The organism is Streptomyces sp. NPDC001902, from assembly GCF_042891295.1.
Taxonomy (GTDB): Bacteria; Actinomycetota; Actinomycetes; order Streptomycetales; family Streptomycetaceae; genus Actinacidiphila.
Genome location: NZ_JBIATA010000001.1, coordinates 352,925 through 377,651, shown reverse-complemented (window position 1 = coordinate 377,651; position 24,727 = coordinate 352,925). Strand labels below are relative to the sequence as shown.

Genomic DNA, 24,727 nt, shown 5'->3' with positions numbered 1-24,727 from the left:
TCGCCAGGAATTCACGCCGGGGCGGACAAACCCCGCCATTTTTCCGTCAGATGAGCCGTATCGGCTTCTCGGGGCGTACGCCCACGGCACTGAGCCAGGAACGCAGCGGGGCGGCGTCGCCGTTCTCCACGAGCCGGAGCACGGGCCAGGCCAGGTCCCCCCGGCGCACCCCGCCGACCAGCAGGGCCGGCCCGTCCAGCCAGTCCAGGCCCGGGGTGGCACCGGCGGTGTCCACCGCGGCACAGCAGATCATCGCGGTCACATGGTCGGTGAGCAGCTCGCGGCCGGTCCGCGGCGGGAGCAGCTGGTAGACGGGCGTGAGGACGCCGCCGGACGGGACCTGGTCGGCGGACTCCTCCCGCGCGGCCGCCTCGCGCACGGCCTCCTCACGGGCGACGTGCCGGGTGATGCGGGCCGCCAGCTCCTCGCTGCCGCCCGCGGAGAGCCGCTCCAGCACCCGGGCCAGGGTCGCGCGCCCCGGCTCGGCGCAGTCGTCCACCGTGCTCCGCGAACCGCCGGAGGCCACGGATATGCGCCGGCTCCCGGCGACCCCCGCGGGCTCGTGCACCTCGTCCAGGACGGTCACCAGGCGGGAGGCGTCGCTGCGCCAGATGCGGTCCACGACCTCCTGCGGGTAGGTGTCCCAGCCGACCGGGGACCATTCGGGGCCGGGTCGCTGCGGACCGCCGTGGAACAGCCGGGCGGCGAGCAGCGAGGCCGCCTCGTCCATCGTGCCGGGCTCCTCCAGCAGGTCGCACGCCGGGCGCTCGCCCAGCCGGGACTCGAAGCCCTCGGCCAGCCGGTCCCGCCGGGACAGCTCGGTCAGGGCCGCCACCACGCCCGCGTCGAGCCGGGAGGGCCAGCGGCCCATGCGCCAGGCCGGCAGCGCCACCCGGGTCAGCAGCCGGTCCCAGCCCGCGTAGGCCAGACCCACCTGCTCCTGGGCGACGATGCGCAGCCCGTAGTCGACCGCCTGGGCCCGCTCGGAGGCGGAGGCGGCCACCGCGCGCTCCATCTCCGCCGCGTGCGCCCGGCAGCCGCGCAGCAGCAGCTTGGCGACCCAGCCCAGGAACCCGTACGCGGGACGGCGCAGGAACCCGACGACCGAGGGCTCCTGCGGGGCGGTGGCCACGCCGACGGCGGCGTCCAGGCCGCGCACGAAGCGGCGGGCGGCCGCGATGTCCGGATCGGCGGCCGGGCCCGTGCCCGCCACGACCGGGGCGAGCAGGGCGCGCAGCTCGGCGACGCGCATCCACCACATGAACGGCGAGCCGATCACCAGCGTGGGGGCCTCGGACACCGCGCGGCGCCGCTGCCGGTGGGTGCGGTCCTCCAGCCAGCTGTCGCAGTCCGGAGTCAGTTCTATCGCCGAGGGGGCGGGCACCTGCAGGCGGACGGCCAGGTCACGCACCATGCGGTACAGGTCGGGGGCCGACGCCTCGGAGACGGCCACGGTCGGGCTCTCGGCCGGCCTGGCCCGTACGATCACCGCCGCGACACCGGCCGCGAGCAGCAGCACGAGCAGCGCGCCCGCGACCACCGCCCAGCGCAGCACCTCGGACGCGTCGCCGACGATGCGGCCCGTCGCGCCGCCGACCAGCAGCACGACCGCCAGCGCGGCGGGCAGCAGCGCGACCGTGAGCGCGGCGCTGCGGATGCGCAGGACGGCGAGCGCGCGTGACCGCGCGTGTCCCTCACCTGCTTCCCCGGCCAACGGTGTGCTCACCCCCAAGCTGCTGACGCGACTGCATGCCCCCACTGTCGCACCGCCCACCGACACCGCAATGCCGGTAGGGCCGATAGTGCAGTGCGCGCGGGGTTCCACAGTGCGCTTGCCGGGCACAGTAGTTGGGCTCGGGGCTCACGTCAGCAGGATGGCGAAGGCATCACCCCTTGGAGTGGCCTTGCCCGCCGATTCAGGCTTGGGCGGCCTTCTCTGCGATATCCGAACGGTGGTGCGAGCCCTTCAGCCCGATCCGTCCCACCGCCCGGTAGGCGCGCTCCCTGGCCTTGGCCAGATCGCCACCGGTGGCGGTGACGGACAGTACGCGGCCGCCCGCGCTCACCACACGGCCTTCGGCGTCCGCCTTGGTGCCCGCGTGCAGCACGTAGGCGTGCTCGTCCTGCTCCGCGACCTCGTCCAGGCCCGTGATCGGGTCGCCGGTGCGCGGGGTGCCGGGGTAGTTCTCGGAGGCGATGACCACGGTCACCGCGGCGCCGTCGCTCCAGCGCAGCGGCGGGAAGGCGGCCAGCCGGCCGGTCGCCGCGGCGCGCAGCAGGCCCGCCAGCGGGGTCCTCAGCCGGGCCAGCACGACCTGGGTCTCCGGGTCGCCGAAGCGCGCGTTGAACTCGATCACCCGCACACCGCGCGAGGTGATCGCCAGCCCCGCGTACAGCAGCCCGGCGAACGGGGTGCCGCGGCGGCGCAGCTCGTCGACGGTCGGCTGGAGCACCGTGCGCTCCACCTCCTCGACCAGCCGGGGATCGGCCCACGGCAGCGGGCTGTACGCGCCCATGCCACCGGTGTTGGGGCCCTCGTCGGCGTCGTGGGCGCGCTTGAAGTCCTGCGCGGGCTGCAGCGGGACCACCGTCTCGCCGTCGGTGACGGCGAACAAGGAGACCTCGGGGCCGTCCAGGTACTCCTCGATGACCACCCGCTCGCAGGAGTTGGCGTGCGCCCGGGCGGCCTCCAGGTCGTCGGTCACCACGACGCCCTTGCCCGCGGCCAGGCCGTCGTCCTTCACGACGTACGGGGCGCCGAAGGCGTCCAGCGCGTGGTCCACCTCGGCGGGGGTGGTGCACACGTAGGAGCGTGCGGTGGGCACGCCGGCCGAGGCCATCACGTCCTTGGCGAACGCCTTCGAGCCCTCCAGGGCCGCGGCCTGCCCGGACGGGCCGAAGCAGTCGATGCCGCGGGCGCGCACGGCGTCGGCCACGCCCGCCACGAGGGGGGCCTCCGGGCCCACCACGACGAGGTCGGCGCCGAGCCGCTCCGCGAGGTCGGCCACCGCCGCGCCGTCGAGGGCGTCGACCGCGTGCAGCTCCGCCACCTCGGCGATGCCGGCGTTCCCGGGCGCGCAGTGCAGCGACTCCACGTCGAGGTCGAGGGAGAGGGCACGGCACAGGGCGTGTTCGCGGGCTCCGCCGCCGATCACAAGCACGTTCACGTGCCCAGGGTATCGGCTGGCGGCACCCTCCCCGTGGGCCGGTCGCCACGACCTCCGGCTCACTCTTTCGGGTGGCCCGGAGCCGGGCCCCATACCTGATCAAGGAACCCGTAAGGGCGGAAATGGCCCGATGACCCTCGCACGGTCAGCCGTTCGGCGGTAAGAAGGTGCCTCGTCATCGGAAGTCGCGAGGGAGCGTGCAGGTGAGCCAGCCGGACATGTATCCCGAGGAGGTCCCCCGGGAGAAGCCGAAGCGGCGCGCGCTGCACCGGCAGGAGGACCTGCGGACGCCGCCCTTCCCGCTCGGCGACTGGGGGGAACCGGCCGGGCGGCTGGAGGAGCTCTACCGCTGGGTGGAGGCGGACGCCCTGCGGACCGTCGAGTGGTACCTCGCCGACCGTCTGCGCAAGCGCCGCTGGGCCCGGTCGCTGCGGGTCGGCGCGGCCCTGTGCGCGACGACCGGCGCCGTCCTCGCCGTCACGGGGGCGGGCGGGCACATCCGCTGGGCGTACGCCGCCTTGGTGCTGGCCGTCGTGTGCGTGGGCCTGGACCGCTACCTCGGCCTCACGGCCGGCTGGATGCGGGACATGGCCACCGCCCAGGCCGTGCAGCGCCGGCTGGAGGCGCTGCGCTTCGACTGGGCGTCGGAGTCGGTCCGCGAGGTCCTGGGCCCGACGGAGGGCACCGCGGCCGAGGCCGCCGAGCGGTGCCTGACCGTGCTGCGCCGCTTCAGCGAGGACGTCTCGGAGCTCGTGCGCTGCGAGACGGCCGACTGGATGGTGGACTTCCGGGCCGGCGCCGCCCCGCTGCGGACCCAGTCCCTGACCTGGGCGGGGAGCACCCGGGGCACCGAGGGCGCCGCGACCGGCACCGGCGGCAGGTTCCCGCTGCTGCCCGGCGGCCGGCCGAGCATGCCGCGCCAGCGCCCCCCGGAGGGCCCCCGCGCGAGCTGACCGCCGCCGGGGGGCGCCCGCCGCCCGGTGCTAACTGAAGACGATCATCGAGCCCTGTCCCAGCGCACGCGTCGCCGCCGCGTGCAACCCCAGCCACACGTGGCGCTCCCGCGCGAAGGGGCTGCCGTCGTGGTGCGCCGGCGGGGCCGCCGGCTCCTCCAGCTCAGTGGGACCGGCCGGCGGCGCCGGGGCGGGCGGCGGGTTGTGCGGGTCGATGCCGATCACCGGGGCGACGAACTCGAGCTCGCGCAGCAGCCCGTGGGCGGAACCCAGGGGGCCGCCGGCGTCCAGGAGTTCGTCGTTGACCAGCGGATGGGGGAAGTCGAGGGGGACGTAGCCGCCCGCGTGGTCGTAGTGCCAGACGAGGTGCGACTGCTGGGCGGTGGTCTCGAACATCTCCAGCAACTGTTCGTAGTCACCACCGAGTTCGTCGACCGGGGTGACCGCGAGGCCCTGGATGTGGAGCAGGTACGCGCGGCGCAGGAAGTGCAGCGCGTCGTAGTCGAAGCCCGCGACCGGGGCCACGTCGCCGGACAGGCCCGGCATGTAGGAGTAGACGGGCACCGGCGGGAGACCGGCGTCGCTCAACGCCTTGTCATAGCGGGCGATCTCCTCGGCGAACGGGTTGTCGGGGCTGTGGCAGAGCACGTCCACCAGGGGAACCAGCCACAAGTCGCAGGCCACAGGCGCTCCAAGTCCTTCCGTGCGTGGTCGGACCAGCGTAGTGGGCGGCGGCCGTTCCTACCGGCCCGCGGCCAGTCGCCGCATCAGCGCGAGGGAATGGTCGTCGAACTCCTCGACGACGCGCTGGGCCGTCTCCGTGTCCCGCTTCTCGATCGCGGTGACCAGGGCGACGTGGTCGGACCAGCACAGGCCCGCCAGGTCCGGCCGGCCGCGCAGGAAGGGCACCGCGTACACCCAGGTCTGGGTGCGGATCCGATCGAGGAACTCCCCGACGTGGTTGTTCCCGGCCAGCGCCGTCAGCTCGCGCCAGAAGCGGATGTCGTAGCCGATGAGGACGTCCAGCTCGCCGGCCCGGGAGGCACGCGCCGCGGCTTCGGCCCGGCGCCGTACGGAGGCCAGCTCCATGGGGTCGACCTCGCGCATGCCGCGCGCGGCGATGCGGCGGAAGATCCCCTCGACGACGAGGGTGCGCGCCTCGACCATGGAGCGGAACTCGGCGTCCGTGAAGCGCCGCACCTGGAAGCCGCGGTGGTGCTCGACGTCGAGCAGCCCCTGCGCCGCCAGGTCCACCAGGGCCTCGCGGACCGGGGTGGCGGACACGCCGTACAGATCCGCGATCTCCTTGACCGTGAAGTGCCGCCCGGCCGTCATGCGCCCGGTGAGCACCTCGTCGCGGAGCGCGTCGGCTATCTGCTGCCGCAGACTGCTCCGTCGGACGGGTCCGCCCGCTGGGCCTTCCGGCATGCCGGTGCCTCCCTACAGGTGTGGCGGTGCACTTACGGCTCCGCCACACCTTATGCGAGGCCGGGCCGCGGGTGGTCCACACCTGTGGTGCGGACCACCCGCGGTCCGCGGACGCCCCCGGGAGCGCTCAGCGCGTGTGCTCGTCGGCGACGGACAGCGCCGCGTCGAGGAGTGCCAGGCCCTCCTTGGCCTCGGCCTCGGTGATGTTGCAGGCGGGCACCACATGGGTGCGGTTCATGTTGACGAACGGCCACAGGCCGCTCTTCTTGCAGGCCGCCGCGAAGGCCGCCATGGGGGCGTTGGCCTCGCCCGCCGCGTTGTAGGGGACGAGCGGCTCCCGGGTCTCCCGGTCGCGCACCAGCTCCAGCGCCCAGAAGGCGCCCAGGCCCCGCACCTCGCCCACCGACGGGTGGCGCCCGGCGAGCTCCCGCAGGCCCGGGCCGAGCACGTTCTCGCCGAGCGCGGCGGCGTGCGCGACGACACCCTCGTCCTCCATCACCTGGATCGTGGCGACGGCGGCGGCGCAGGCCAGCGGGTGGCCGGAGTAGGTGAGGCCGCCCGGGTAGGGGCGGGTGGCGAAGGTCGCGGCGATCTCCTCGCTGATCGCGACACCGCCGAGCGGCACGTAGCCGGAGTTGACGCCCTTGGCGAAGGTGAGCAGGTCAGGGGTGACGTCGAACCGGTCGGCGGCGAACCAGCTTCCGGTGCGGCCGAAGCCGGCCATGACCTCGTCGAGGACGAAGACGATCCCGTACCGGTCGCAGATCTCGCGCACCCCGGCGAGGTAGCCGGGCGGCGGCACCATGATGCCCGCCGTGCCGGGCACCGTCTCCAGGACGATCGCCGCGACGGTCTGCGGGCCCTCGAAGACGATGGTGTCCTCGAGGTGCTGCAGCGCGCGGTCGCGCTCCTGCTCCTCGGTCTCCGAATGGAACGGCGAACGGTAGAGGAACGGCGCCCAGAAGTGGACGACGCCGGACGAGCCGTTGTCGGAGGGCCAGCGGCGCGGGTCGCCGGTCAGGTTGATCGCGGCCGAGGTGGCGCCGTGGTACGAGCGGTACGCGGACAGCACCTTGGGTCGGCCGGTGTGCAGCCGGGCGAGCCGTACCGCGTTCTCGACGGCCTCGGCGCCGCCGTTGGTGAAGAAGATCTTGTTCAGGTCGCCGGGCGTGCGCTCGGCGATCAGCCGGGCGGCCTCGGAGCGCGGCTCCACGGCGAAGGCGGGCGCGAAGGTGACGAGCTTCGCGGCCTGCTCCTGGATGGCGGCGACGACCGTGGGGTGCTGGTAACCGATGTTGGTGAACACCAGGCCGCTGGTGAAGTCCAGGTAGCGGTTGCCGTCGTAGTCCCAGAAGTACGCGCCCTCGGCCCCGGCGACCGGCAGCGGGTCGATCAGGCCTTGCGCGGACCAGGAGTGGAAGACGTGGGCGCGGTCGGCGGCCTTGACGGCGGCGCCGGTCCCGGGGTCGGCGAAGGGAGGGGTCATGCGCCCAGGCTAAGGAAACGGCCCGGGCGCACGACATTGGCACCCTGTATGACGGTGGGCGCGCGCGCCGACAGGTTGTAGGGCCCGCGCGCCGCCGTCACTCAGAGGAACGAGTTGATCTCGATGGTCTCGGTGCGGCCGGGGCCCACGCCGATGGCCGAGATCGGGGCGCCGGACATCTCCTCCAGCGCCTTGACGTACGCCTGGGCGTTCTTCGGCAGGTCGGCGAAGGTCTTCGCCTTGCTGATGTCCTCGCTCCAGCCGGGCAGGGTCTCGTAGACCGGCTTGGCGTGGTGGAAGTCCGTCTGGCTGTAAGGCAGTTCCTCGACGCGCCTGCCGTCGATCTCGTAGGCGACGCAGACCGGGATCTGCTCCCAGCCGGTGAGGACGTCGAGCTTGGTGAGGAAGAAGTCTGTGAGGCCGTTGACCCGGGTCGCGTAGCGGGCGATCACCGCGTCGAACCAGCCGCAGCGGCGGTCCCGGCCCGTGGTGACGCCGCGCTCGCCGCCGATGCGGCGCAGCGCCTCGCCGTCGGCGTCGAACAGCTCGGTCGGGAACGGGCCGGCGCCCACGCGGGTGGTGTAGGCCTTGAGGATGCCGATCACCCGGTTGATCTTGGTGGGGCCGATGCCGGAACCGGTGCAGGCGCCGCCCGCCGTCGGGTTGGACGAGGTCACGAAGGGGTACGTGCCGTGGTCGACGTCCAGCAGGGTGCCCTGACCGCCCTCGAGGAGGACGACCTTGCCCTCGTCGAGCGCGGTGGTGAGGACCAGCGTCGTGTCCGCGACGTAGTCCCTGATCTGCTCCGCGTAGCCCAGGTACTCCTCGACGACCTGGTCGATGCTGATGGCGCGGCGGTTGAAGATCTTGATCAGGACCTGGTTCTTGTCGTGGAGCGCCGCCTCGACCTTCTGACGGAGGATCGACTCGTCGAAGAGGTCCTGGACCCGGATGCCCACGCGGTTGATCTTGTCGGCGTAGGCGGGGCCGATGCCGCGGCCGGTGGTGCCGATCTTGCGCTTGCCGAGGAAGCGTTCCGTCACCTTGTCGAGCGTCTGGTGGTACGGCGTGATCAGGTGCGCGTTACCGCTGATGAGGAGCTTGGACGTATCGACGCCGCGCTCGTTCAGCCCGCTCAGCTCGGAGAGCAGGACCGCCGGGTCGACGACGACTCCGTTGCCGATGACCGGGGTGCACCCAGGTGACAGGATCCCGGAAGGCAGGAGGTGGAGCGCGTACTTCTGGTCGCCGACGACGACCGTGTGGCCGGCGTTGTTGCCGCCCTGGTAGCGCACCACGTAGTCCACGGAGCCACCGAGCAGGTCGGTGGCCTTTCCCTTGCCCTCGTCACCCCACTGAGCACCGAGCAGCACAAGTGCGGGCACAGGCGTACACCCCTTCCGGGCGGGGCATGTCCAACGTGGCTCCCCATGGCGGGGAGAGCCGTCGGACCGGTGCCCCGGAAATAGACGAAGCCCCTGGCGCAAGGCAGCGCAAGGGGCTCTTGCACCGAGATGTTACCTGAGGAAGGACCAAGGTGTCGGCTCAGCGACCGTCCGGGCAGCCCCTGCTCGTGGTCATCGACCCCGCTGCCCGCGTCATGGACGGCGAATCCGTACGCATCGCGAAGGACGTGCTGTGCGGGGGAGCCCCCTCCGTGAAGATCGCCCTTCCGGAGTCCGAGGAGGAGGCCGTCCGGGTGCTGGAGCACCGGGGCCGGCGGCGTCCGGTGGTCGTGGGTGACGATGCGGCGCTGCTGCGCACGGTACGGGCGCTGCACTCGGCCCGGGGACTGGGCGAGGCGGTCGTCGGTCTGGTGCCGGTGGGGCGGCGGACCGGCCTGGCGCGGGCGCTCGGCGTACCGGGCGGGGCGGTGAGCGCGGCGCGCGCGGTGCTGGACGGGGCGGAGCGCGAACTCGACCTGCTGCTCGACGACAGCGGCGGCATCGTGCTGGGCGCGCTGCGCATCGGCTCGGCGGCACCCGCCTGGTGGACGCCGGTGGAGCGCCGGGCCCGCTCGCTGGCCCGCACGCTGAGCCTGAACGGCCACACCGCGCACCTGGGGCTGGGGATGCGCGGCGGGCAGCGGCTGCGGATCGAGGCGGACGGGGTGGTCCTGGCCGACCTGGACGACTGCGTCGAGGAGGTCTCGGTCTCCACGGCGGTGCCCGGCCTCGCCGAAGTGCTGGTCCGCAGGGAGGGCGGGGCGCCCGCGGGGCCGGTGCACGCCCGGAGCGTCACCGTCTCCGGACGGGACTTCCGCTACACGGCCGACACCGCGCCGGCCGGCCCCGTCCGGCGCCGTACCTGGACGGTGATGCCCGCGGCCTGGCGGCTGACGGTCCCGCGGTCCGCCTACTAGAGGGTCACAGGACGCCCTGTTTGCGCAGCTCCGCCTTGCGGTCGCGCCAGCGGTCCATCATGTCCACGAGCTCCTCCTGCAGGAAGTCGAAGAAGGCCGCGGTCTCCGCGAGCCGCTGTCCGGCCGCGGTGTCCGGGCCGAGCGCGTCGATGCCGGACCGCAGGGTGTTCTCCCAGCGGGCGAGGACGCGGTCGCGGCGGGTGAAGGTCTCGTACCACTGGTCGCTGTGCACCCGGTAGCGCTCCCGCCGTGAGCCCGGCTCCCGTTCGCGGGTGAGCATGCCGACCTGCGCCAGGTAACGGACCGCGCCGGACACGGCGGCCGGGCTGGCCTGCAGCCGGCCGGACAGCTCGGCGGCGCTCAGCACGCCGGTCTCCGAGGCGAGGAGCGCGGCGAACACCCGCGCCGCCATGCGCTGCATGCCCGCCTCGACCAGCTCCGCCGCGAAGCGTTCGACGAACGTCATCGGCTCCGAGGACTCTTCGGCCACCGCCATCACCTCCCGTCCCGAAGTTTATACACTTCCTTAACTTCACAAATTTGTGAATCTACTGTACATTCAGAATCATGACGAAGGCAATCAGTGTGGCCGGACTGCACAAGTCCTTCGGCCGCACGCGCGCACTGGAGGGCCTCGACCTGACCGTCGAGGAGGGGGAGGTGCACGGCTTCCTGGGGCCCAACGGCGCCGGCAAGTCCACCACCATCCGCATCCTGCTCGGCCTGCTGCGCGCGGACCGGGGTGCCGCCCAGCTGCTCGGCGGCGACCCGTGGCGCGACGCCGTCGCCCTGCACCGGCGCCTGGCGTACGTCCCGGGTGACGTCACCCTCTGGCGCAACCTCAGCGGGGGCGAGGTCATCGACCTGCTGGGTCGGCTGCGCGGCGGGCTGGACGAGGTCCGCAGGCGGCAGATGCTGGAGCGCTTCGAGCTGGACCCGACGAAGAAGGGCCGCGCGTACTCCAAGGGCAACCGGCAGAAGGTCGCGCTCGTCGCCGCGTTCGCCTCCGACGTGGACCTGCTGATACTCGACGAGCCCACCTCCGGCCTCGACCCGCTGATGGAGGAGGTCTTCCGCGAGTGCGTCCGCGAGGAACGAGACCGCGGCCGGACGGTGCTGCTGTCCAGTCACATCCTCAGCGAGGTCGAGGCCCTGTGCGACCGGGTCAGCATCATCCGGGGCGGGCGCACGGTGGAGACCGGGAGCCTGACCGAGCTGCGGCACCTCACCCGTACCTCGGTCACCGCGGAGCTGGCCGGCCGGCCGAACGGCCTCGGCCAACTGCCGGGCGTGCACGACCTCGACGTGCGCGGCAACCACGTCCGGCTCCAGGTCGACACCGACAAGCTCGACGCCGTGCTGAGGCAGTTGAGCGAGACGGGCGTGCGCAGCCTGACCAGCACGCCGCCCACGCTGCAGGAGCTGTTCCTGCGGCACTACGAAGACAGCCCTGCCGACCCTGCCGGCACCACCGGCGCCGTCGCGGCCGACGCGGAGGCCCGACGATGAACGCGCTCACCGGGACGGGCACGCTCACCCGGCTCGCGCTGCGCAGGGACCGCGTCATGATCCCGGCGTGGGTCGTGCCGATCGCCCTGCTGGTCGCGTCCACCGCCTCGGCCTTCGGCGGCCTCTACGACACCCCGGCGGAACGCGCCGGGGTCGCGGCGAGCACGGCGGGCAACAGCTCGCTGCGCGCCCTGTACGGGCCGGTGTTCGACACGAGCATCGGCGGCCTGACGGCCTGGCGCATGATGGCCTTCGGTGCGGCGCTGGCCGGACTGATGGCGCTGCTGCTGGTCGTCCGGCACACCCGGGAGGAAGAGGAGGCCGGCCGGCTGGAGCTGGTCGGCGCGGGTGCCGTCGGACGACGGGCGCCGCTGGCCGCCGCCCTGGTCACCGGCACCGGGGCCTCGCTGCTCCTCGGACTGCTCGTCACCGCGGCCCTGCTCGGGCAGGGCGCGCGGGGCGCGGTGGCCTTCGGGATCGCCTTCGCCGGCGCGGGATGCTCCTTCGCCGCGGTCGCGGCCGTCGCGGCGCAGCTGACGGAAAGCGCGCGTGCGGCGCGGGGCATCGCGGGCGCGGTCCTGGGCCTCGCCTTCCTGATACGTGCCGTCGGCGACGCCGGCAGCGGCACCCTGACCTGGCTCTCGCCGCTGGGCTGGGCCGAGAACATACGCCCCTACGCGGACGAACGCTGGTGGGTGGCGGCCCTGTTCGCGGCCTGGGCCGCCGGTCTCGTCGCCATCGCCTACGCCCTGGTGGCCCGGCGTGACATCGACGCCTCCCTGCTGCCGTCCCGCCCCGGCCCGGCCACCGCCGGTCCCCGTCTGCGTTCCGCCCAGGCCCTGGCCTGGCGGCTGCAGCGCGGCTCCTTGTGGGGGTGGACGGCGGGCTTCGCCGTGGGCGGCGGCGCGCTCGGCGGCCTCGCCAACGGAGCGGCCGACCTCGTCCGGGACAACGAGCAGCTGGCCGATGTCATGCGCGACATGGGCGGTGCCTCCGGGCTGGTCGACTCCTACCTCGCCTCCATGACCGGGGTGATGGGGATGATCGCCGCGATCTACGCCGTCCAGGCCGTCCTCCGGCTCCAGGGCGAGGAGAGCTCCGGCCGCGCCGAGCCCGTCCTCGCCACGCCCGTGGGGCGGGTGCGCTGGGCCGCGGGCCACGCACTGCTCGCCTTCGCCGGTTCCGTGCTCCTCATGGCCGTCTCCGGCCTCACCATGGGAATCGGTTACGGGGCGACGGCCGGCGACACGGGCGGCCAGATGTGGCGGCTGGCGGGGGCGGGCCTGGTGCAGCTGCCCGCGGTCTGGTGCGTGGCCGCGGTGGCGCTGCTGCTGTACGGCGCGGCACCGAAGGCGGCGCGGGCGAGCTGGGGGGTGGCGTCGCTGACGCTCGCCATCGGGCTCTACGGGCCGGCGCTCAAGCTCTCGCCCTGGGTGATGGACCTGTCCGTCTTCACGCACCTGCCGAAGGTGCCGTCGGCGGACGTCACCGTGACCCCGCTGGCGGTGCTCACCGTGCTGGCCCTCGCGCTCGCGGCCCTCGGGCTCGCGGCGCTGCGCCGCCGCGACATCACCGCGTGAGCTGCGGGACCCGGCCACCGGGCCGGGTCCCGCAGCGATCCGGAGGACAGGACCTAACAGGTGACGCGCAGTTCGCGCAGACCGCGGATGACGTAGCCCTCGTTCCAGGCGGGCTCCGCCGCGAGCTCCAGCCGGGGGGCGCGGCGCAGCAGCGCCGTGAAGGACGCGGCGAGTTCGATGCGGGCCAGCGGCGCGCCGAGGCAGTAGTGGATGCCGGCGCCGAAGGTGATGTGCGGGTTGTCGGCGCGGGAGAGGTCCAGCCGGTCGGGGTCGGGGAAGCGCTCCGGGTCGCGGTTGGCGGAGCCGAAGAGCAGCGCCACCTCGCTGCCGCGCGGGATCACCGTGCCGCCCACCTCGATGTCGTCCAGCACCCAGCGCTCGAACATCTGCAGCGGGGTGTCGAAGCGCAGCAGCTCCTCGATCGCCGTCGGCAGCAGCTCCTCCGGTGCCGCGCGCAGCTCCGCCAGCTGCTCGGGGTGCCGGAAGAGCGTCCACCAGCCATTGCCGGTGGTGTTGACGGTCGCCTCGTGGCCCGCGTTCAGCAGCAGCACGCAGGTGGAGACCATCTCCTGCTCGGTGAGCCGGTCGCCCTCGTCGTGCGCGGCGATCAGCGCGCTGATCAGGTCCTCGCCGGGCGCCTTGCGGCGTTCGGCGATCAGCTCGCGCAGGTAGGCGGAGAACTCCTCGCTCGCGCGGACCGCCCGGCGCGCGGCCTCCTCGGAGGGGTTGAGCTCGAACATCCCCACGATGTCGGCCGACCAGGGCCGCAGCAGGTGCCGGTCCGCGGCCGGTATCCCCAGCATCTCGGCGATGACGGCCACCGGCAGCGGTTCCGCGACCGTGGCGATGAGGTCGCCGCCGCCCTCCGCGACCAGCCGCTCCACCAGTTCCCCGGCGAGCCGCTGCACGGTCGGCGTGAGCCGCTCGACCGTACGCGGGGTGAACGCCTTGGAGACCAGCCGCCGGATGCGGGTGTGGTCGGGGGCCTCCAGGTCGAGCAGGCCGTTGCCGTTGAGCGTGGTGAAGGGCTCGTGCTCCGGCGGCGGCGCGGTGCGGCCGAACTCCTCGTGGGTGAAGCGGTGCAGGTACGTCCGCCCGAGGCGCCGGTCCCGCAGCAGCGCGCTGACGTCCGCGAAGTGCGGGATGAGCCACTGCCGGCTCGGCTCGAACCAGTGGGCGCGCCCCTCCGCGCGCAGCCGGGCGTACGCGGGGTAGGGGTCGGCGACGAACTGCGGCGACCAGGGATCGAAGGCGGTGGCAGTGCTGCTCATGTGCGGAGACTACCCTCCGCCCGTTCAGCCGCCCGGGGTGACCAGCCGCGCCTCGTAGGCGAAGACCGCCGCCTGGGTCCGGTCGCGCAGCCCCAGCTTCACCAGGACCCGGCTCACATGGGTCTTGACCGTCGACTCGGCGACCACCAGATGGTCGGCGATCTCCGCGTTCGACAGTCCCTGGGCGACCAGCACGAGCACCTCGGTCTCGCGCTCGGTGAGCTCCCCGACCCGGTCCTGGGCGGGCGGCCGGGGGGTGCCCAGCCGGTTGAACTCGGTGATCAGCCGCTTGGTGATCGCCGGGGCGAGCAGCGCGTCGCCGGCCGCCACGATCCGCACCCCGTCCGCGAGCTGACGGGCCGAGGCGTCCTTGAGCAGGAAGCCGGAGGCGCCCGCGCGCAGCGCCTGGTAGACGTACTCGTCCAGGTCGAAGGTGGTCAGCACGAGCACCTTCGCGTCGGCGTCCGCGGCGACGATCTCGCGGGTGGCCTCCAGGCCGTTGAGCTCGGGCATGCGGATGTCCATCAGCACGACGTCCGGCCGCAACGCCGCCACCTGCTCGATCGCCTGCCGCCCGTCGACGGCCTCGCCGACGACCTCGATGTCGGGCTGGGCGCCCAGCAGCACCGAGAAGCCCTCGCGGACCATCATCTGGTCGTCCGCGATCAGCACCCGGATGGTGTTCCCGGTCATGCACGCTCCCCGGGGACCGGGATGAACACGGAGACCTCGTAGCCGCCGTCCTCGGTGGGCCCGTCGGTCATCTCGCCGCTCAGCATCGCCACCCGCTCCCGCATGCCTGCTATGCCGTGTCCCGCTCCGGGTGACGGTTTCACCAGGCCGCGCGGCGGGCCGTTGACGACGCGCAGCCCGAGCCCGCCGAGGACGTAACTGACCTCGACCCGGGCGGCGGCGCCCGGCGCGTGCCGCAGGCTGTTGCTCAGCGCCTCCTGGATGATCCGGTACGCCGACAGCTCCACTCCCTGCGGCAGCTCGCGCACCGCGCCGGTCACCGTCCGCTCCACCTCCAGCCCCGCCTCGCGCACGTTGGCCACGAGCCGGTCCAGGTCGGCGAGGGTCGGCTGCGGCGCGTCGGGGGCCTGGTAGTCCTCGGCACGTACGACCCCGAGGACGCGGCGCAGCTCGGTCAGGGCGATGACGGCGTTCTCGCGGATGATCGAGAAGCTCTTGGTCAGTTCCTCGGGCGGGTCCTCCACCCGGTACGGCGCGGCCTCCGCCTGGATCGCGATCACGGACATGTGGTGGGCGACGACGTCGTGCAGCTCACGGGCGATGGTCGTGCGCTCCTCCAGCAGCGTGCGCCGGGTCCGCTCGACCTCGGTCACCGCGACCTGGGCGGCGACCTCCTGCCGGGACTGGCGCAGCCCGCGCACCGCCGACACGACGGACAGCACGACGGCGGAGAGGAAGATCATGATGAACGGGTCCGAGCCGTACTCGCTCGACAGCCCCTGGAAGGCCAGCGCCAGAGCGGCGGTCAGCAGCCACATCTCGGCGGCCACCCGCGCCCGGGTGCGCGCCGCCACCACGCCCAGCACCGTCAGGTGCGAGACGAAGCCGGCGTCCGTCCACGGATACGTGGAGGACCAGCCGGAGCTGAACACCCCGGTGAGCACCGCGGCACCGACGGACAGCCACCACGCGCCGATCGGCCGGAACATCGTGGTGAGCAGGGGCACACCGGCCAGCAGCGCCAGCACGAAGCCGCCCGGCCCGCCCACGCTCTCCGTCGAGACGAACATCAGGAAGACCGTGAAGCAGGTCAGCGCCGCGTGCGGCATCCAGCGCGCGTACCCCCGGAGCCTGCGCGGCACCACCGCGAACAGCGGGTGCCCGTCGCGCAGCGGTGCCATCGGCCGGAAGGCGAAACCGTCGGTGATCAGGTCGTGCCGCAGCCCGCTGAGGGCGCCGCGGGCCATGCGGAGCTCGGTCCGCAGCGAGGTCTGGCTTGTCTCGGTCACGCTCTCACGGTAGGCAATCCGCGTGTCGCCGTCGTCACCTGCGAAGACGATGTGGCGGCGTCATCCTCAAGTAGGACCTCCCGCAGGAGGACGCCTCACCAGGCGAGCTGGGCGATCTCCTCGGCGACCACGGCCGCCGCGTCCGCCGCCGGGTCGATCACCGGGAAGTGGCCCACGCCCGCCAGCAGGGTCAGCTGGACCTCCTCCCCCGCCTTCGCCGATGCCGCCGCGAAGGCCTCCGCGACCTGCGGCGGTACGACCTCGTCGCGGTCGCCGTGCACGACGGTCACGGGGATGCCGGTGGGCAGCAGCGCCGCCGGGTCGGTCTCGGCGCGGCGCTCGGCGAGCAGTTCGGGCCCGCCCAGCAGTTCGGCGACCGCCCCGGAGCACACGTCGCGCTCGACGGCGGCCTCGAAGTCGGCGATGGGCGCGAGCGCCACCACCCCGCGCAGCGTGGGCGCGCCGGGGCGGTGCCAGCGCGACCCGGCGGGCAGCACGTGCCGGGCGGCCGCCCACAGCGCGAGGTGGCCGCCGGCCGAGTGACCGGTGAGCACGATCCGCCGGACGTCGACGGTGTCCTCGCCCAGGGCGGCCACGGCCAGCGCCGCGACGGCGTCGGTGGCGGCCGCCACGTCGTCGAAGGTGTCCGGCCAGCGGCCCGCGACCGTACCGCCGTTGCCCCGGCGGTACTCCACCGAGGCCACCGCGAAGCCGTGCCGGGCGAGCAGGTCCGCGAGCGGTGAGACGTGCGTCCTGTCGTACGGCGCCCGCCAGGCGCCGCCGTGCAGCAGCACGACCAGCGGCCCCGGCCGTGTGCCGCCCGCCCCGGGCCGTGGACGGTAGAAGTCCACGACCTGGTCCGGGTGGTCGCCGTAGGCGGCCGTGGCGTCCGGGGGGACGGGGGCGTGCGAGAACGCGGACGCCTCCTCGGCCGCGGCCCGCTCCGCGGGGTCCCGCGGAGCGGACCGGGGCCCCACCGCGTCGGCGCGGCCGTCGGCGCCTGCCGGAATGGTGTCGCTCGACGAGGTGGGATCGGACATGCGTTACCGCGTCCCTTCCAGGACCTGGGCCAGCACCCGCGCCGCCCGCTCCGCGTCCGCGAAGCGCGTGTACAGCGGGGTGAATCCGAAGCGGAGGATATCCGGCTCGCGGAAGTCGCCGACGACGCCCCTGGCGATCAGCTCCCCCATCACCGCGCCCGCCCCGGGGCAGCGCAGCGCGACCTGGCTGCCCCGCTCGGCGTGCGCGGCCGGGGTGACCGACCGTACGGCGCCGTCCGGCACGTACGCCGCGACGCACTCCAGGAAGAAGTCGGTGAGGGCGAGGCTCTTGGCCCGAACGGCGTCCAGGGACACGCCGTCCCAGACGTCGAGGGCCGTGTCCAGCGCCAGCAGCGACAGGATCTCCGGGGTGCCGACCCGACCGCGGACGCTGCCGTCGGCGGGCCGGTAGGCGGCCTCCATCGCGAACGGGTCGCGGTGGGAGTTCCAGCCGGGGAGCGGGGAGTCGAAGCGCGGCTGCAGGTCACGGCGGACGTACAGGTACGCGGGCGCGCCGGGGCCGCCGTTGAGGTACTTGTACGTGCAGCCGACGGCCAGGTCCACGCCGTGCTCGTCCAGGCCGACCGGCAGGGCCCCGGCCGTGTGGCAGAGGTCCCAGACCACCAGGGCGCCGGCCGCGTGCACGGCGGCGGTGGTGGCCGGCAGGTCGTGCAGCCGGCCGGTGCGGTAGTCCACGTGGTTGACCAGCGCGACGGCGGTGCGCGGGCCCGCCGCGGCGGCGACCTCCGCGGCGTCGACCGCGCGGATCGCGCACCCGGTCATACGGGCGGCGGACTCCGCGATGTACCCGTCCGTGGGGAAGGTGGCGGCGTCGACCAGCACCTCGTCACGGGCCGGATCGGTCTGCCGGGCCATCCGGACGGCGCCGACGACGGCCTTGAAGACGTTGACGCTGGTGGAGTCCCCGGCCACGACCTGGCCGGGTCCGGCGCCTATGAGCGCGCCGATGCGGTCGCCGATCCGCTCCGGCGCCGTCCACCAGCCGCTCTCGGTCCAGGAGCGGATGCGCAACTGCCCCCACTCGCGCGCGACCACGTCCGCCATCCGGTCCTGCACCCCGGCGGGCAGCGCGCCCAGCGAGTTGCCGTCCAGGTAGATCACGTCGTCCAGCACGAAGCGTCCGCGGAGCTTGGCCAGCTCGTCGGCGGTGTCGAGGCGGGCGGCCCGCGCCGCCGGGGACTCGGTGGGCTTCATCGCGTCAGACATGGCTGCGGGCCGTCCAGAGCTCGGGGAACACGTTCTTGGTCGCGCGCTTCTCCAGCCAGGAGACCCCGGCGGAGCCTCCGGTGCCGGTCTTGGCGCCCATCGCGCGGCGGGTCGCCACCAGGTGGTCGTTGCGCCAGCGCCACACCAGCTCGGCCACCTCGGTCAGCGCCTCGCCCAGCCGGACGAGTTCGTCCTCCTGGTCACCGGAGTAGACGGCCTGCCAGGCCCGCTCGACCGCCGGGTCGGCCTCGTAGCGCTGCGAGAGGTCGTCGCGCTGCGGGACGTCGTGGCCGCGGCGGGCCAGCAGCCGCAGCACCTCGTCGTAGAGGCTGGGTTCGTGCAGCGCCTTCTGCAGCTCGTCGTGCACCCGCGGCGCGCCGCGGTGCGGGACCAGCATCGACGCGGACTTCTCGCCGAGCAGGAACTCCATGCGCCGGTACATCGCCGACTGGAAGCCCGAGCCCTCGCCGAGGGCGGCGCGGTAGGCGTTGAACTGCGCCGGGGTGAGGTGGGCGATCGGCTCCCACGAGGCGTTGAGCGACTGCAGTTCGTAGGTGCTGCGCTTGAGCGCGGCCAGCGCGGTGGGCAGGTCGTCGGCCGCGAGCGCACGGGAGGCGGTCTCCCACTCGTGCACGATGACGGTGAACCACAGCTCCATGACCTGGGTGGTCACCAGGAAGACCATCTCGCCGGGGTCGTCCGAGCGGGGGTGCTGCAGATGGGTGAGGACGTCGGCCTGGACGTAGTCCTCGTACGGGGTGGTCCCTTCGAAGTCCAGGTTCGGGGCCTCGGGGGCCGCCTGGGAAACGTCGGGGCGGTGGGACATCGGTGTCTCCGTGGATACGAGCTACCGGGTAGCGGTCTGTCCCGCGCGCCGTCGCGGCGGGACCCCGGTCCCCTCGGGCCCGCGCCCTACCGGCGCCGGGCCCAACGGGCATCATGCGTGGTCAGAGCACGCTACGGCAAGACCTGCCCGGCGCGCGCGCCGGACAGGTCGGGGGTGGATGCCGTGGTCAGCGGCGGGGCGGTGGCTCAGCCGAGGGTGTCGGCGGCGGTCTGGGAGGAGTCCCGCAGGAAGGTGCTGCAGCGCTCGTACTCCTCCTGCTCGCCGATCGCCTGGGCGGCGCGCGCCAGGGCGTGCAGGGCCCGCAGGAAGCCGCGGTTGGGCTCGTGCTCCCAGGGCACCGGGCCGTGGCCCTTCCAGCCGTTGCGGCGCAGCGCGTCCAGGCCGCGGTGGTAACCGGTGCGCGCGTAGGCGTACGACTCGACGACCCGGCCGCCCTCGAAGGCGTCGTCCGCGAGCTGCGCCCAGGCCAGGGAGGACACCGGGTACTTGGCGGCGACCTCGGAGGGGGCCGCTCCGGAGGCGAGCAGCTCGCGCGGCTCGGGGTCGTCGGGCAGGTTCGTCGGGGGCGGTCCCCCGAGCAGGTTCTCGTGAATGGCCATGGGTTCCAGTATGGCCGGGGCCCGGCCCTCCGCGTGGAAGGGCCGGGCCCGGTGCGTACCGCCGTGCGGGGCGGCTACTTGAGCTTGGTGCCGGCGGAGCGCAGGTCCTGGCAGGCCTCGAGGACGCGGGCGGCCATGCCGGCCTCGGCCAGCTTGCCCCAGCTGCGCGGGTCGTAGGTCTTCTTGTCGCCGACCTCGCCGTCGATCTTCAGCACACCGTCGTAGTTGCGGAGCACGTGGTCCGCGACCGGACGGGTGAAGGCGTACTGCGTGTCGGTGTCGATGTTCATCTTGACCACGCCGTTCTCCAGCGCGGTGGCGATCTCCTCCTTGGTGGAGCCGGAGCCGCCGTGGAAGACGAAGTTGAACGGGTCCTGCTTGCCGAACTTGGCGGCCACGCCCTCCGCGAGCTCCTTCAGCAGCTCGGGACGGAGCACGACGTTGCCCGGCTTGTAGACGCCGTGGACGTTGCCGAAGGAGGCGGCGAGCAGGTACCGGCCCTTCTCGCCCAGGCCCAGCGCCTCGGCGGTGCGGATGGCGTCCTCGACCGTGGTGTACAGCTTGTCGTTGATCTCGTGGGTGACGCCGTCCTCCTCGCCGCCGGTGGGGGTGATCTCCACCTCGAGGATGATCTTCGCCTTGGCGGCCTCGGCCAGCAGCTCCTGGGCGATGGCGAGGTTGTGGTCGAGGGTCTCGGCGGAGCCGTCCCACATGTGCGACTGGAACAGCGGGTTGCGGCCGGCCGCCACGCGCTCCTGGGAGATCGCCAGCAGCGGGCGCACGTAGCCGTCCAGCTTGTCCTTCGGGCAGTGGTCGGTGTGCAGCGCGATGTTGACGGGGTACTTCTCGGCGACGACGTGCGCGAACTCGGCCAGCGCCACCGAACCGGTGACCATGTCCTTCTTGTACTGGCCACCGAGGAACTCGGCGCCGCCCGTCGAGATCTGGACGATGCCGTCGCTCTCCGCCTCCGCGAAGCCGCGCAGCGCGGCGTGCAGGGTCTGGGTCGAGGTCACGTTGATGGCCGGGTAGGCGAACTTGCCGGCCTTCGCCCGGTCGAGCATCTCGTTGTAGATCTCGGGGGTTGCGATGGGCATCTGTCCGCTCCTTGTGATGTGCGGGTTGTTCGGTGAGTGACCCTGACCTGGGATCGACGTCATCGTCGCCCCCATCTTGGCAGACTTGCGCGAGAGCTCCACACACTGCGCAGCACGGACATACCTCAGGGGTGAAGGGTTTCACGTGAAACCCTTCACCCCTGAGGGAAAGCCCAGGTCAGACGGCCAATCAGCCCAGACCGAGATCGTCCAGACCGAAGGCGCGGACGTACGGGAGACCCGCCTCCGCGATGGCCCCGGCGGCGCCCCGCTCGACGATCACGGCGACGGCCACGACCTCGGCGCCGGCCTCGCGCGCGGCCTCCACCGCGGTCAGCGGCGAGCCGCCGGTGGTCGAGGTGTCCTCGACCACCAGCACCCGGCGGCCCGTGATGTCCGGCCCCTCGATGCGGCGCTGCATGCCGTGCGCCTTCTGCGCCTTGCGCACCACGAAGGCGTCCAGCCGCCGGCCGCGGGCCGCGGCGGCGTGCAGCATCGAGGTGGCGACCGGGTCGGCGCCGAGGGTGAGCCCGCCGACGGCGTCGAAGTCCAGGTCGGCGGTGGCGTCGAGCATCACCTGACCCACCAGCGGAGCGGCTTCGGCGTCCAGCGTGATCCGGCGCAGGTCGATGTAGTAGTCGGCCTCGAGACCCGAGGAGAGGGTCACCTTGCCGTGCACCACGGCCTTGTCCTTGATCTGCTGCAGCAGGGCATCACGCGCGTCGCTCATGGCCACGAGCCTAGCCCAGCGGCTCCCAGGCCCAGGTGGCGCGCATCTCCAGCGGGTCGATCGGGGTGACCAGACGCGGCGCGGTGTTCAGCCCGTTCGGGGGGCCCGACTGCGGTTCCACGCAGATGGCCGGGGGCTGTTCGTCGTAGACGACGACCCACTCGGCGGGGCTGGTGATCCGCAGCCGCAGCTCGCCCGGCCACGTCAGGGTGACGTCCACACCGTCCGGCATGCCGAAGCAGTCGTCCCAGGGGCGGGGCCCCGGCTCCACCCGGCGGCCGGTGGGCAGGTGGTCCTCGCCGCGCTCCTCCATCCAGCCGGGGGTGAAGTCGATCAGGGCGTCCTGCCCGCCCCGGCCGAGGTTGCGCAGGAACCAGGGGTGCCAGCCGGCCTGGGCCGGGAAGGAGTCGTCCGTGGTCTCCACGCTCATCGTGAGGTCCAGGCGGTCCTCGGACAGCTCGAAGCGCTGGCTGACCCGGCCCTTGTACGGCCAGGGCTCGGCCAGGTCGTAGTAGAAGCAGACGCTGGTGCCGGTGGCGCCCGGCGCCTCCTGCCAGGCAACGTGCCGGCCGGTGCCGTGGATGGCGTGCGGGCCCGCGTCCCGCGGCATCTGGTGCAGCACCCCGCCGTTGCGGAACTGCCCGTCCCGGGTGCGGCCGCACCACGGGACCATCGGGAAGGACCCGAAGTTGGGGCCCTGCCGCAGCAGCTCGACGCCGCCGACGGTCAGCGAGCCGACACGGCAGCCGAGATCCGGAAGGATCGTCAGCCGCGCCGGTCCGGCTTCGAGTTGGACTGCGTGCTCGTCGTCTCGCCCGTCAGGGGTCTCATCCGTGGCCACGGCACAGACCCTACGGGAACGAGCGCCTGCGCCGCCGCAGCACCCGCCCCGCGACCACGGCCGACAGCAGCAGCGCCGCCGCGGCCGGCGCGTAACGGCGCAGCGAGGCGGCCGCGGCGCCGCTCTGCGGTGCGGGCACCGGGGCGTAGCGGCCGCGCGGCGGGGCGTGGTCGACCTCCTCGGCGCTGCGGCCGATCAGGGTGCGGCGGGCGTGCGCGGCCTCCGCGGGCAGGTCGATCCCGGCCGGGTCCTCGGGGACCCTGGCCACCGCCTCCGCTCCGGGCAGCACCTCGCCGACGGCCTCCGCGCCGTCCGCGTCCTCCAGCTCGGGGAGCTCCTCCAGCTCACGCAGCTCCTGGGCGTCGTGCCCGGCGAACTCGTCGAGCTGCGCGGGCAGGTCGTCGGCGAGGTCCTCGACACCGGCGTCCTCCACGGCCGGCTCGGGCGCCCCGGCCGGTGCCTGCTCCTCCAGGTCGGAGGTGAGCGCGGCGACGAAACGGTCCAGCAGGCGGTGGCCGGTGGAGGTGACCGTCGCCTCCTCGTACTCGCCGAGCCGCCCGTCGGCCTGCACGGTGCCGGTGAAGGTCAGCAGGGCACCGCCCGACACGGCGTCCACGCCGAGCTCCAGCGCCAGCTTGACCGTGCCCGCGCCGCGCGACTCCACCGCCTCGCCCTCGACGGCCAGCCCGCCGCCGCGCGGGACCAGTCGCAGCGTGCCGCGGTAGGTGATGGTCGAGCCGCCGATCCGGAGCCTCAGCCGGCCGGCGAGCCCCTCCTCGGCGCCGGCGTCACGCTGGAGGCCGGGCACGCAGCGCGCCACGCGCTCCAGGTCGGCGAGGGACCGGCGAATGGTTTCGGCCGGAAACGGAACGAACACCTCATGCGGCTCCATGCCGCGAGCCTAATCCGCCGGGCGGCGCTTCGGTGCCGATTCACCGCCGGTTCGCCCTCACCCGGAGCGCGGATGCATCAGCGTCGACGGGGGCAGGTCGCGCAGCGGGGACCGCGCGGCCCGCCGGACCGCCGAGGCGAGCGCGGCGGAGGACAGCGACCGCAGCCGCGGCGCGTCCGCGGGCAGCCGCGGGGCCGGGGCGCGGTGCCGGGCGGCGAGGACGAAGCCCCAGTCCTCGTCCCCGCGGCCGGTGCCGATCCAGTAGTCGGCGGTGCGCAGCCCGGACGCCCGTACCGTCGCGTCGACGGTCCAGAAGCCGCGCCGGGCGGCGCCGGGCGCTCCCGCGTGCACCGCGAGCCGCCCGCCCGGGGCGAGCACGCGCCCGGCCAGCCCGTAGAACTCCTGCGAGTACAGCTTGGCGCTGCGCGAGATCCCCGGGTCGGGGAGGTCGGCGAGCACGACGTCGTACCCGCCCGGCGATCGCGGCGGGCCCTGCTGCCGCAGCCAGTCGAAGACGTCCGCGGCGGCCACCTCGACCCGGGGGTCGCGGTAGGCGTGCCGGTTGAGGCGGGCCAGCGCCGGGTCGTCCCGCGCCAGGGTGACGAGCCGGGCGTCGGGGTCGACCAGGGTCACCGAGCCGACCCCCCGGTAGCGCAGCACCTCGCGCAGCGCGAGCCCGTCGCCGCCGCCGAGGATCAGCACCCGGCGGTGCCGGCCCGCCATGGCGGGGTGCACCAGCGCCTCGTGGTAGCGGTACTCGTCCCGGTCGCGGACCCGCAGCCGGCCGTCGAGGAAGAGCTGCAACGGAGCCGAGGTGAGCACGACCTCCTGGACGGCGGTCTGCTCGGCGAACCGCACGTCGCCGCCGTACACGGCCTGCCGGGCCGCCCGCTCGAACGGCCCGGCGGCCCAGGCCGCCGCCGCCAGCACCGCGAGGACCACGAGGTTGGCGGCGATCAGCCGGGCCCTGGCACGTGGCGTGACGTCACTGCGGAAGAGCCAGAGCACGATGGCGCCGCCCGCCACGGCGTTGACCGCGCCCGTGACGAGCGCCCCGGTCAGCTGGCCGTAACAGGGCAGCAGGAGGAAGGGGAAGGCCAACCCGCCGACCAGCGCGCCCACGTAGTCCGCGGCGAAGAGGTCGGCGACCGCACCGCCCGCGTCCTGCCGCCGGACCCGCTGGATCAGCGTCATCAGCAGCGGTATCTCGGCGCCGATGAGCACGCCGATCGCGAAGGCGAAGACCGCCATCGCGGGCCGGGACTGGCCGAACCAGGCGAAGCTGGCGTACAGCGCCATCACCGAGAGCCCACCGACCAGCGCCAGCACGATCTCGACGGCCGCGAAGCCGATCGCCGGCGCGCAGCTGAGCCGCTTGGCCAGCAGGGAGCCGACGCCCATGGCGAAGACCATCACGGACAGCACGATCGACGCCTGCGTCACGGAGTCGCCGACCAGGTACGAGGCGAGGGCGACCAGTTCGAGCTCGTACACCAGGCCGCAGGCGGCGCAGACGAAGACCGCGGCCAGGACCAGCGCCCTGGCCGCGGCCACCGGGACGGGGAGCCGCAGCCTGCAGACACGCGGGGCGGCCCGGGCCGTACGGGAGGTGGACTGGTCGATCATGCTTGCACGCTATGTCAGGTATATGGCGGTCCACGTCACCCACAGGGGTGCAATTCGTGGCACTTGGCGGCGCGTTGACGCCGTGCCGGC

Annotated in this window: 23 protein-coding genes; 4 read left to right on the top strand and 19 right to left on the bottom strand. The window is 73.6% G+C overall.

The genetic code is table 11. The features are described from left to right. Positions 1-46 precede the first annotated feature (46 nt). Both ACFYYN_RS01775 and purD read right to left on the bottom strand, forming a co-directional pair. Positions 47-1,726, bottom strand: coding sequence for a hypothetical protein (locus ACFYYN_RS01775; protein ID WP_500322601.1), 1,680 nt, complete (start codon positions 1,724-1,726; stop codon positions 47-49). A gap of 190 nt (positions 1,727-1,916) precedes the next feature. Further along, positions 1,917-3,167: a phosphoribosylamine--glycine ligase gene (purD, locus tag ACFYYN_RS01770; RefSeq protein WP_500322600.1), complete on the bottom strand. Its 1,251-nt coding sequence runs from the start codon at positions 3,165-3,167 to the stop codon at positions 1,917-1,919. A gap of 203 nt (positions 3,168-3,370) precedes the next feature. Between purD and ACFYYN_RS01765 the strand changes: the two genes are divergently transcribed. Continuing rightward, positions 3,371-4,120 (top strand): SLATT domain-containing protein, encoded by a 750-nt coding sequence (locus ACFYYN_RS01765; RefSeq protein WP_500544316.1) that lies wholly within the window; start codon positions 3,371-3,373, stop codon positions 4,118-4,120. A gap of 30 nt (positions 4,121-4,150) precedes the next feature. Here ACFYYN_RS01765 and ACFYYN_RS01760 read toward each other — a convergent pair whose 3' ends face one another. From ACFYYN_RS01760 to ACFYYN_RS01745, 4 genes are all read right to left on the bottom strand, one after another. After that, positions 4,151-4,804 carry a putative DNA-mimic protein gene (locus ACFYYN_RS01760; RefSeq protein ID WP_499512633.1) on the bottom strand — a complete coding sequence of 218 codons (654 nt, stop codon included), beginning with the start codon at positions 4,802-4,804 and terminating at the stop codon, positions 4,151-4,153. Positions 4,805-4,861: 57 nt separating this feature from the next. Continuing rightward, the gene (locus tag ACFYYN_RS01755) at positions 4,862-5,548 is read right to left on the bottom strand and encodes a GntR family transcriptional regulator (protein ID WP_500544315.1); all 687 of its coding nucleotides are present in this window, start codon (positions 5,546-5,548) and stop codon (positions 4,862-4,864) included. A gap of 127 nt (positions 5,549-5,675) precedes the next feature. Then, on the bottom strand, positions 5,676-7,034 hold the full coding sequence (locus ACFYYN_RS01750) for an aspartate aminotransferase family protein (RefSeq protein WP_500544314.1): 1,359 nt from the start codon (positions 7,032-7,034) through the stop codon (positions 5,676-5,678). Between the two features lie 101 nt (positions 7,035-7,135). Beyond that, positions 7,136-8,419 carry an adenylosuccinate synthase gene (locus ACFYYN_RS01745; protein ID WP_500544313.1) on the bottom strand — a complete coding sequence of 428 codons (1,284 nt, stop codon included), beginning with the start codon at positions 8,417-8,419 and terminating at the stop codon, positions 7,136-7,138. A 188-nt stretch (positions 8,420-8,607) separates the two neighbouring features. On the opposite strand from ACFYYN_RS01745, the gene ACFYYN_RS01740 reads away from it, so the two are divergent. Further along, positions 8,608-9,396 (top strand): diacylglycerol kinase family protein, encoded by a 789-nt coding sequence (locus ACFYYN_RS01740; RefSeq protein WP_500372705.1) that lies wholly within the window; start codon positions 8,608-8,610, stop codon positions 9,394-9,396. A gap of 4 nt (positions 9,397-9,400) precedes the next feature. On the opposite strand, the gene ACFYYN_RS01735 is transcribed toward ACFYYN_RS01740, so the two are convergent. Further along, complete coding sequence (locus tag ACFYYN_RS01735) at positions 9,401-9,892, bottom strand: GbsR/MarR family transcriptional regulator (protein ID WP_500544312.1); 492 nt, start codon at positions 9,890-9,892, stop codon at positions 9,401-9,403. A gap of 71 nt (positions 9,893-9,963) precedes the next feature. On the opposite strand from ACFYYN_RS01735, the gene ACFYYN_RS01730 reads away from it, so the two are divergent. Together ACFYYN_RS01730 and ACFYYN_RS01725 are read left to right on the top strand one after the other, a co-directional pair. Then, positions 9,964-10,905 (top strand): ABC transporter ATP-binding protein, encoded by a 942-nt coding sequence (locus ACFYYN_RS01730; protein ID WP_500544311.1) that lies wholly within the window; start codon positions 9,964-9,966, stop codon positions 10,903-10,905. Further along, on the top strand, positions 10,902-12,485 hold the full coding sequence (locus ACFYYN_RS01725; protein WP_500544310.1) for an ABC transporter permease: 1,584 nt from the start codon (positions 10,902-10,904) through the stop codon (positions 12,483-12,485). Before ACFYYN_RS01730 ends, ACFYYN_RS01725 begins: the two co-directional genes overlap by 4 nt. Before the next feature lie 53 nt (positions 12,486-12,538). Here the strand turns inward: ACFYYN_RS01725 and ACFYYN_RS01720 are convergent, their stop codons facing one another. The 12 genes from ACFYYN_RS01720 to ACFYYN_RS01665 form a co-directional block, all read right to left on the bottom strand. Continuing rightward, a complete protein-coding gene (locus ACFYYN_RS01720) occupies positions 12,539-13,756 on the bottom strand; it encodes a cytochrome P450 (protein ID WP_499512640.1) in 1,218 nt (405 codons plus the stop codon). A gap of 24 nt (positions 13,757-13,780) precedes the next feature. After that, positions 13,781-14,449 (bottom strand): response regulator, encoded by a 669-nt coding sequence (locus ACFYYN_RS01715; protein ID WP_500322588.1) that lies wholly within the window; start codon positions 14,447-14,449, stop codon positions 13,781-13,783. Then, positions 14,446-15,738: a sensor histidine kinase gene (locus ACFYYN_RS01710; protein WP_500544309.1), complete on the bottom strand. Its 1,293-nt coding sequence runs from the start codon at positions 15,736-15,738 to the stop codon at positions 14,446-14,448. Before ACFYYN_RS01710 ends, ACFYYN_RS01715 begins: the two co-directional genes overlap by 4 nt. 95 nt (positions 15,739-15,833) lie before the next feature. Continuing rightward, positions 15,834-16,778 carry an alpha/beta hydrolase family protein gene (locus ACFYYN_RS01705; protein ID WP_500544308.1) on the bottom strand — a complete coding sequence of 315 codons (945 nt, stop codon included), beginning with the start codon at positions 16,776-16,778 and terminating at the stop codon, positions 15,834-15,836. A gap of 3 nt (positions 16,779-16,781) precedes the next feature. Continuing rightward, the gene (gene kynU / locus ACFYYN_RS01700; protein ID WP_500544307.1) at positions 16,782-18,005 is read right to left on the bottom strand and encodes a kynureninase; all 1,224 of its coding nucleotides are present in this window, start codon (positions 18,003-18,005) and stop codon (positions 16,782-16,784) included. Then, the gene (locus tag ACFYYN_RS01695) at positions 17,998-18,831 is read right to left on the bottom strand and encodes a tryptophan 2,3-dioxygenase family protein (RefSeq protein WP_499512645.1); all 834 of its coding nucleotides are present in this window, start codon (positions 18,829-18,831) and stop codon (positions 17,998-18,000) included. The genes kynU and ACFYYN_RS01695 overlap by 8 nt, the downstream gene beginning before the upstream one ends. Positions 18,832-19,037: 206 nt before the next feature. Then, a complete protein-coding gene (locus tag ACFYYN_RS01690) occupies positions 19,038-19,451 on the bottom strand; it encodes a DUF3151 domain-containing protein (RefSeq protein ID WP_499512646.1) in 414 nt (137 codons plus the stop codon). Positions 19,452-19,525: 74 nt separating this feature from the next. After that, a complete protein-coding gene (gene fbaA / locus ACFYYN_RS01685; RefSeq protein ID WP_499512647.1) occupies positions 19,526-20,548 on the bottom strand; it encodes a class II fructose-bisphosphate aldolase in 1,023 nt (340 codons plus the stop codon). 190 nt (positions 20,549-20,738) lie between these two features. After that, on the bottom strand, positions 20,739-21,278 hold the full coding sequence (gene pyrE, locus ACFYYN_RS01680; protein WP_500322582.1) for an orotate phosphoribosyltransferase: 540 nt from the start codon (positions 21,276-21,278) through the stop codon (positions 20,739-20,741). A gap of 10 nt (positions 21,279-21,288) precedes the next feature. Beyond that, complete coding sequence (locus tag ACFYYN_RS01675) at positions 21,289-22,119, bottom strand: aldose epimerase family protein (protein WP_500544306.1); 831 nt, start codon at positions 22,117-22,119, stop codon at positions 21,289-21,291. Positions 22,120-22,129: 10 nt separating this feature from the next. Then, positions 22,130-23,011 carry an SRPBCC domain-containing protein gene (locus ACFYYN_RS01670; RefSeq protein ID WP_500544305.1) on the bottom strand — a complete coding sequence of 294 codons (882 nt, stop codon included), beginning with the start codon at positions 23,009-23,011 and terminating at the stop codon, positions 22,130-22,132. Between the two features lie 57 nt (positions 23,012-23,068). After that, entirely contained in the window at positions 23,069-24,637 is a 1,569-nt protein-coding gene (locus ACFYYN_RS01665) for a polyamine aminopropyltransferase (protein WP_500544304.1), read from the bottom strand. Positions 24,638-24,727 lie beyond the last annotated feature (90 nt).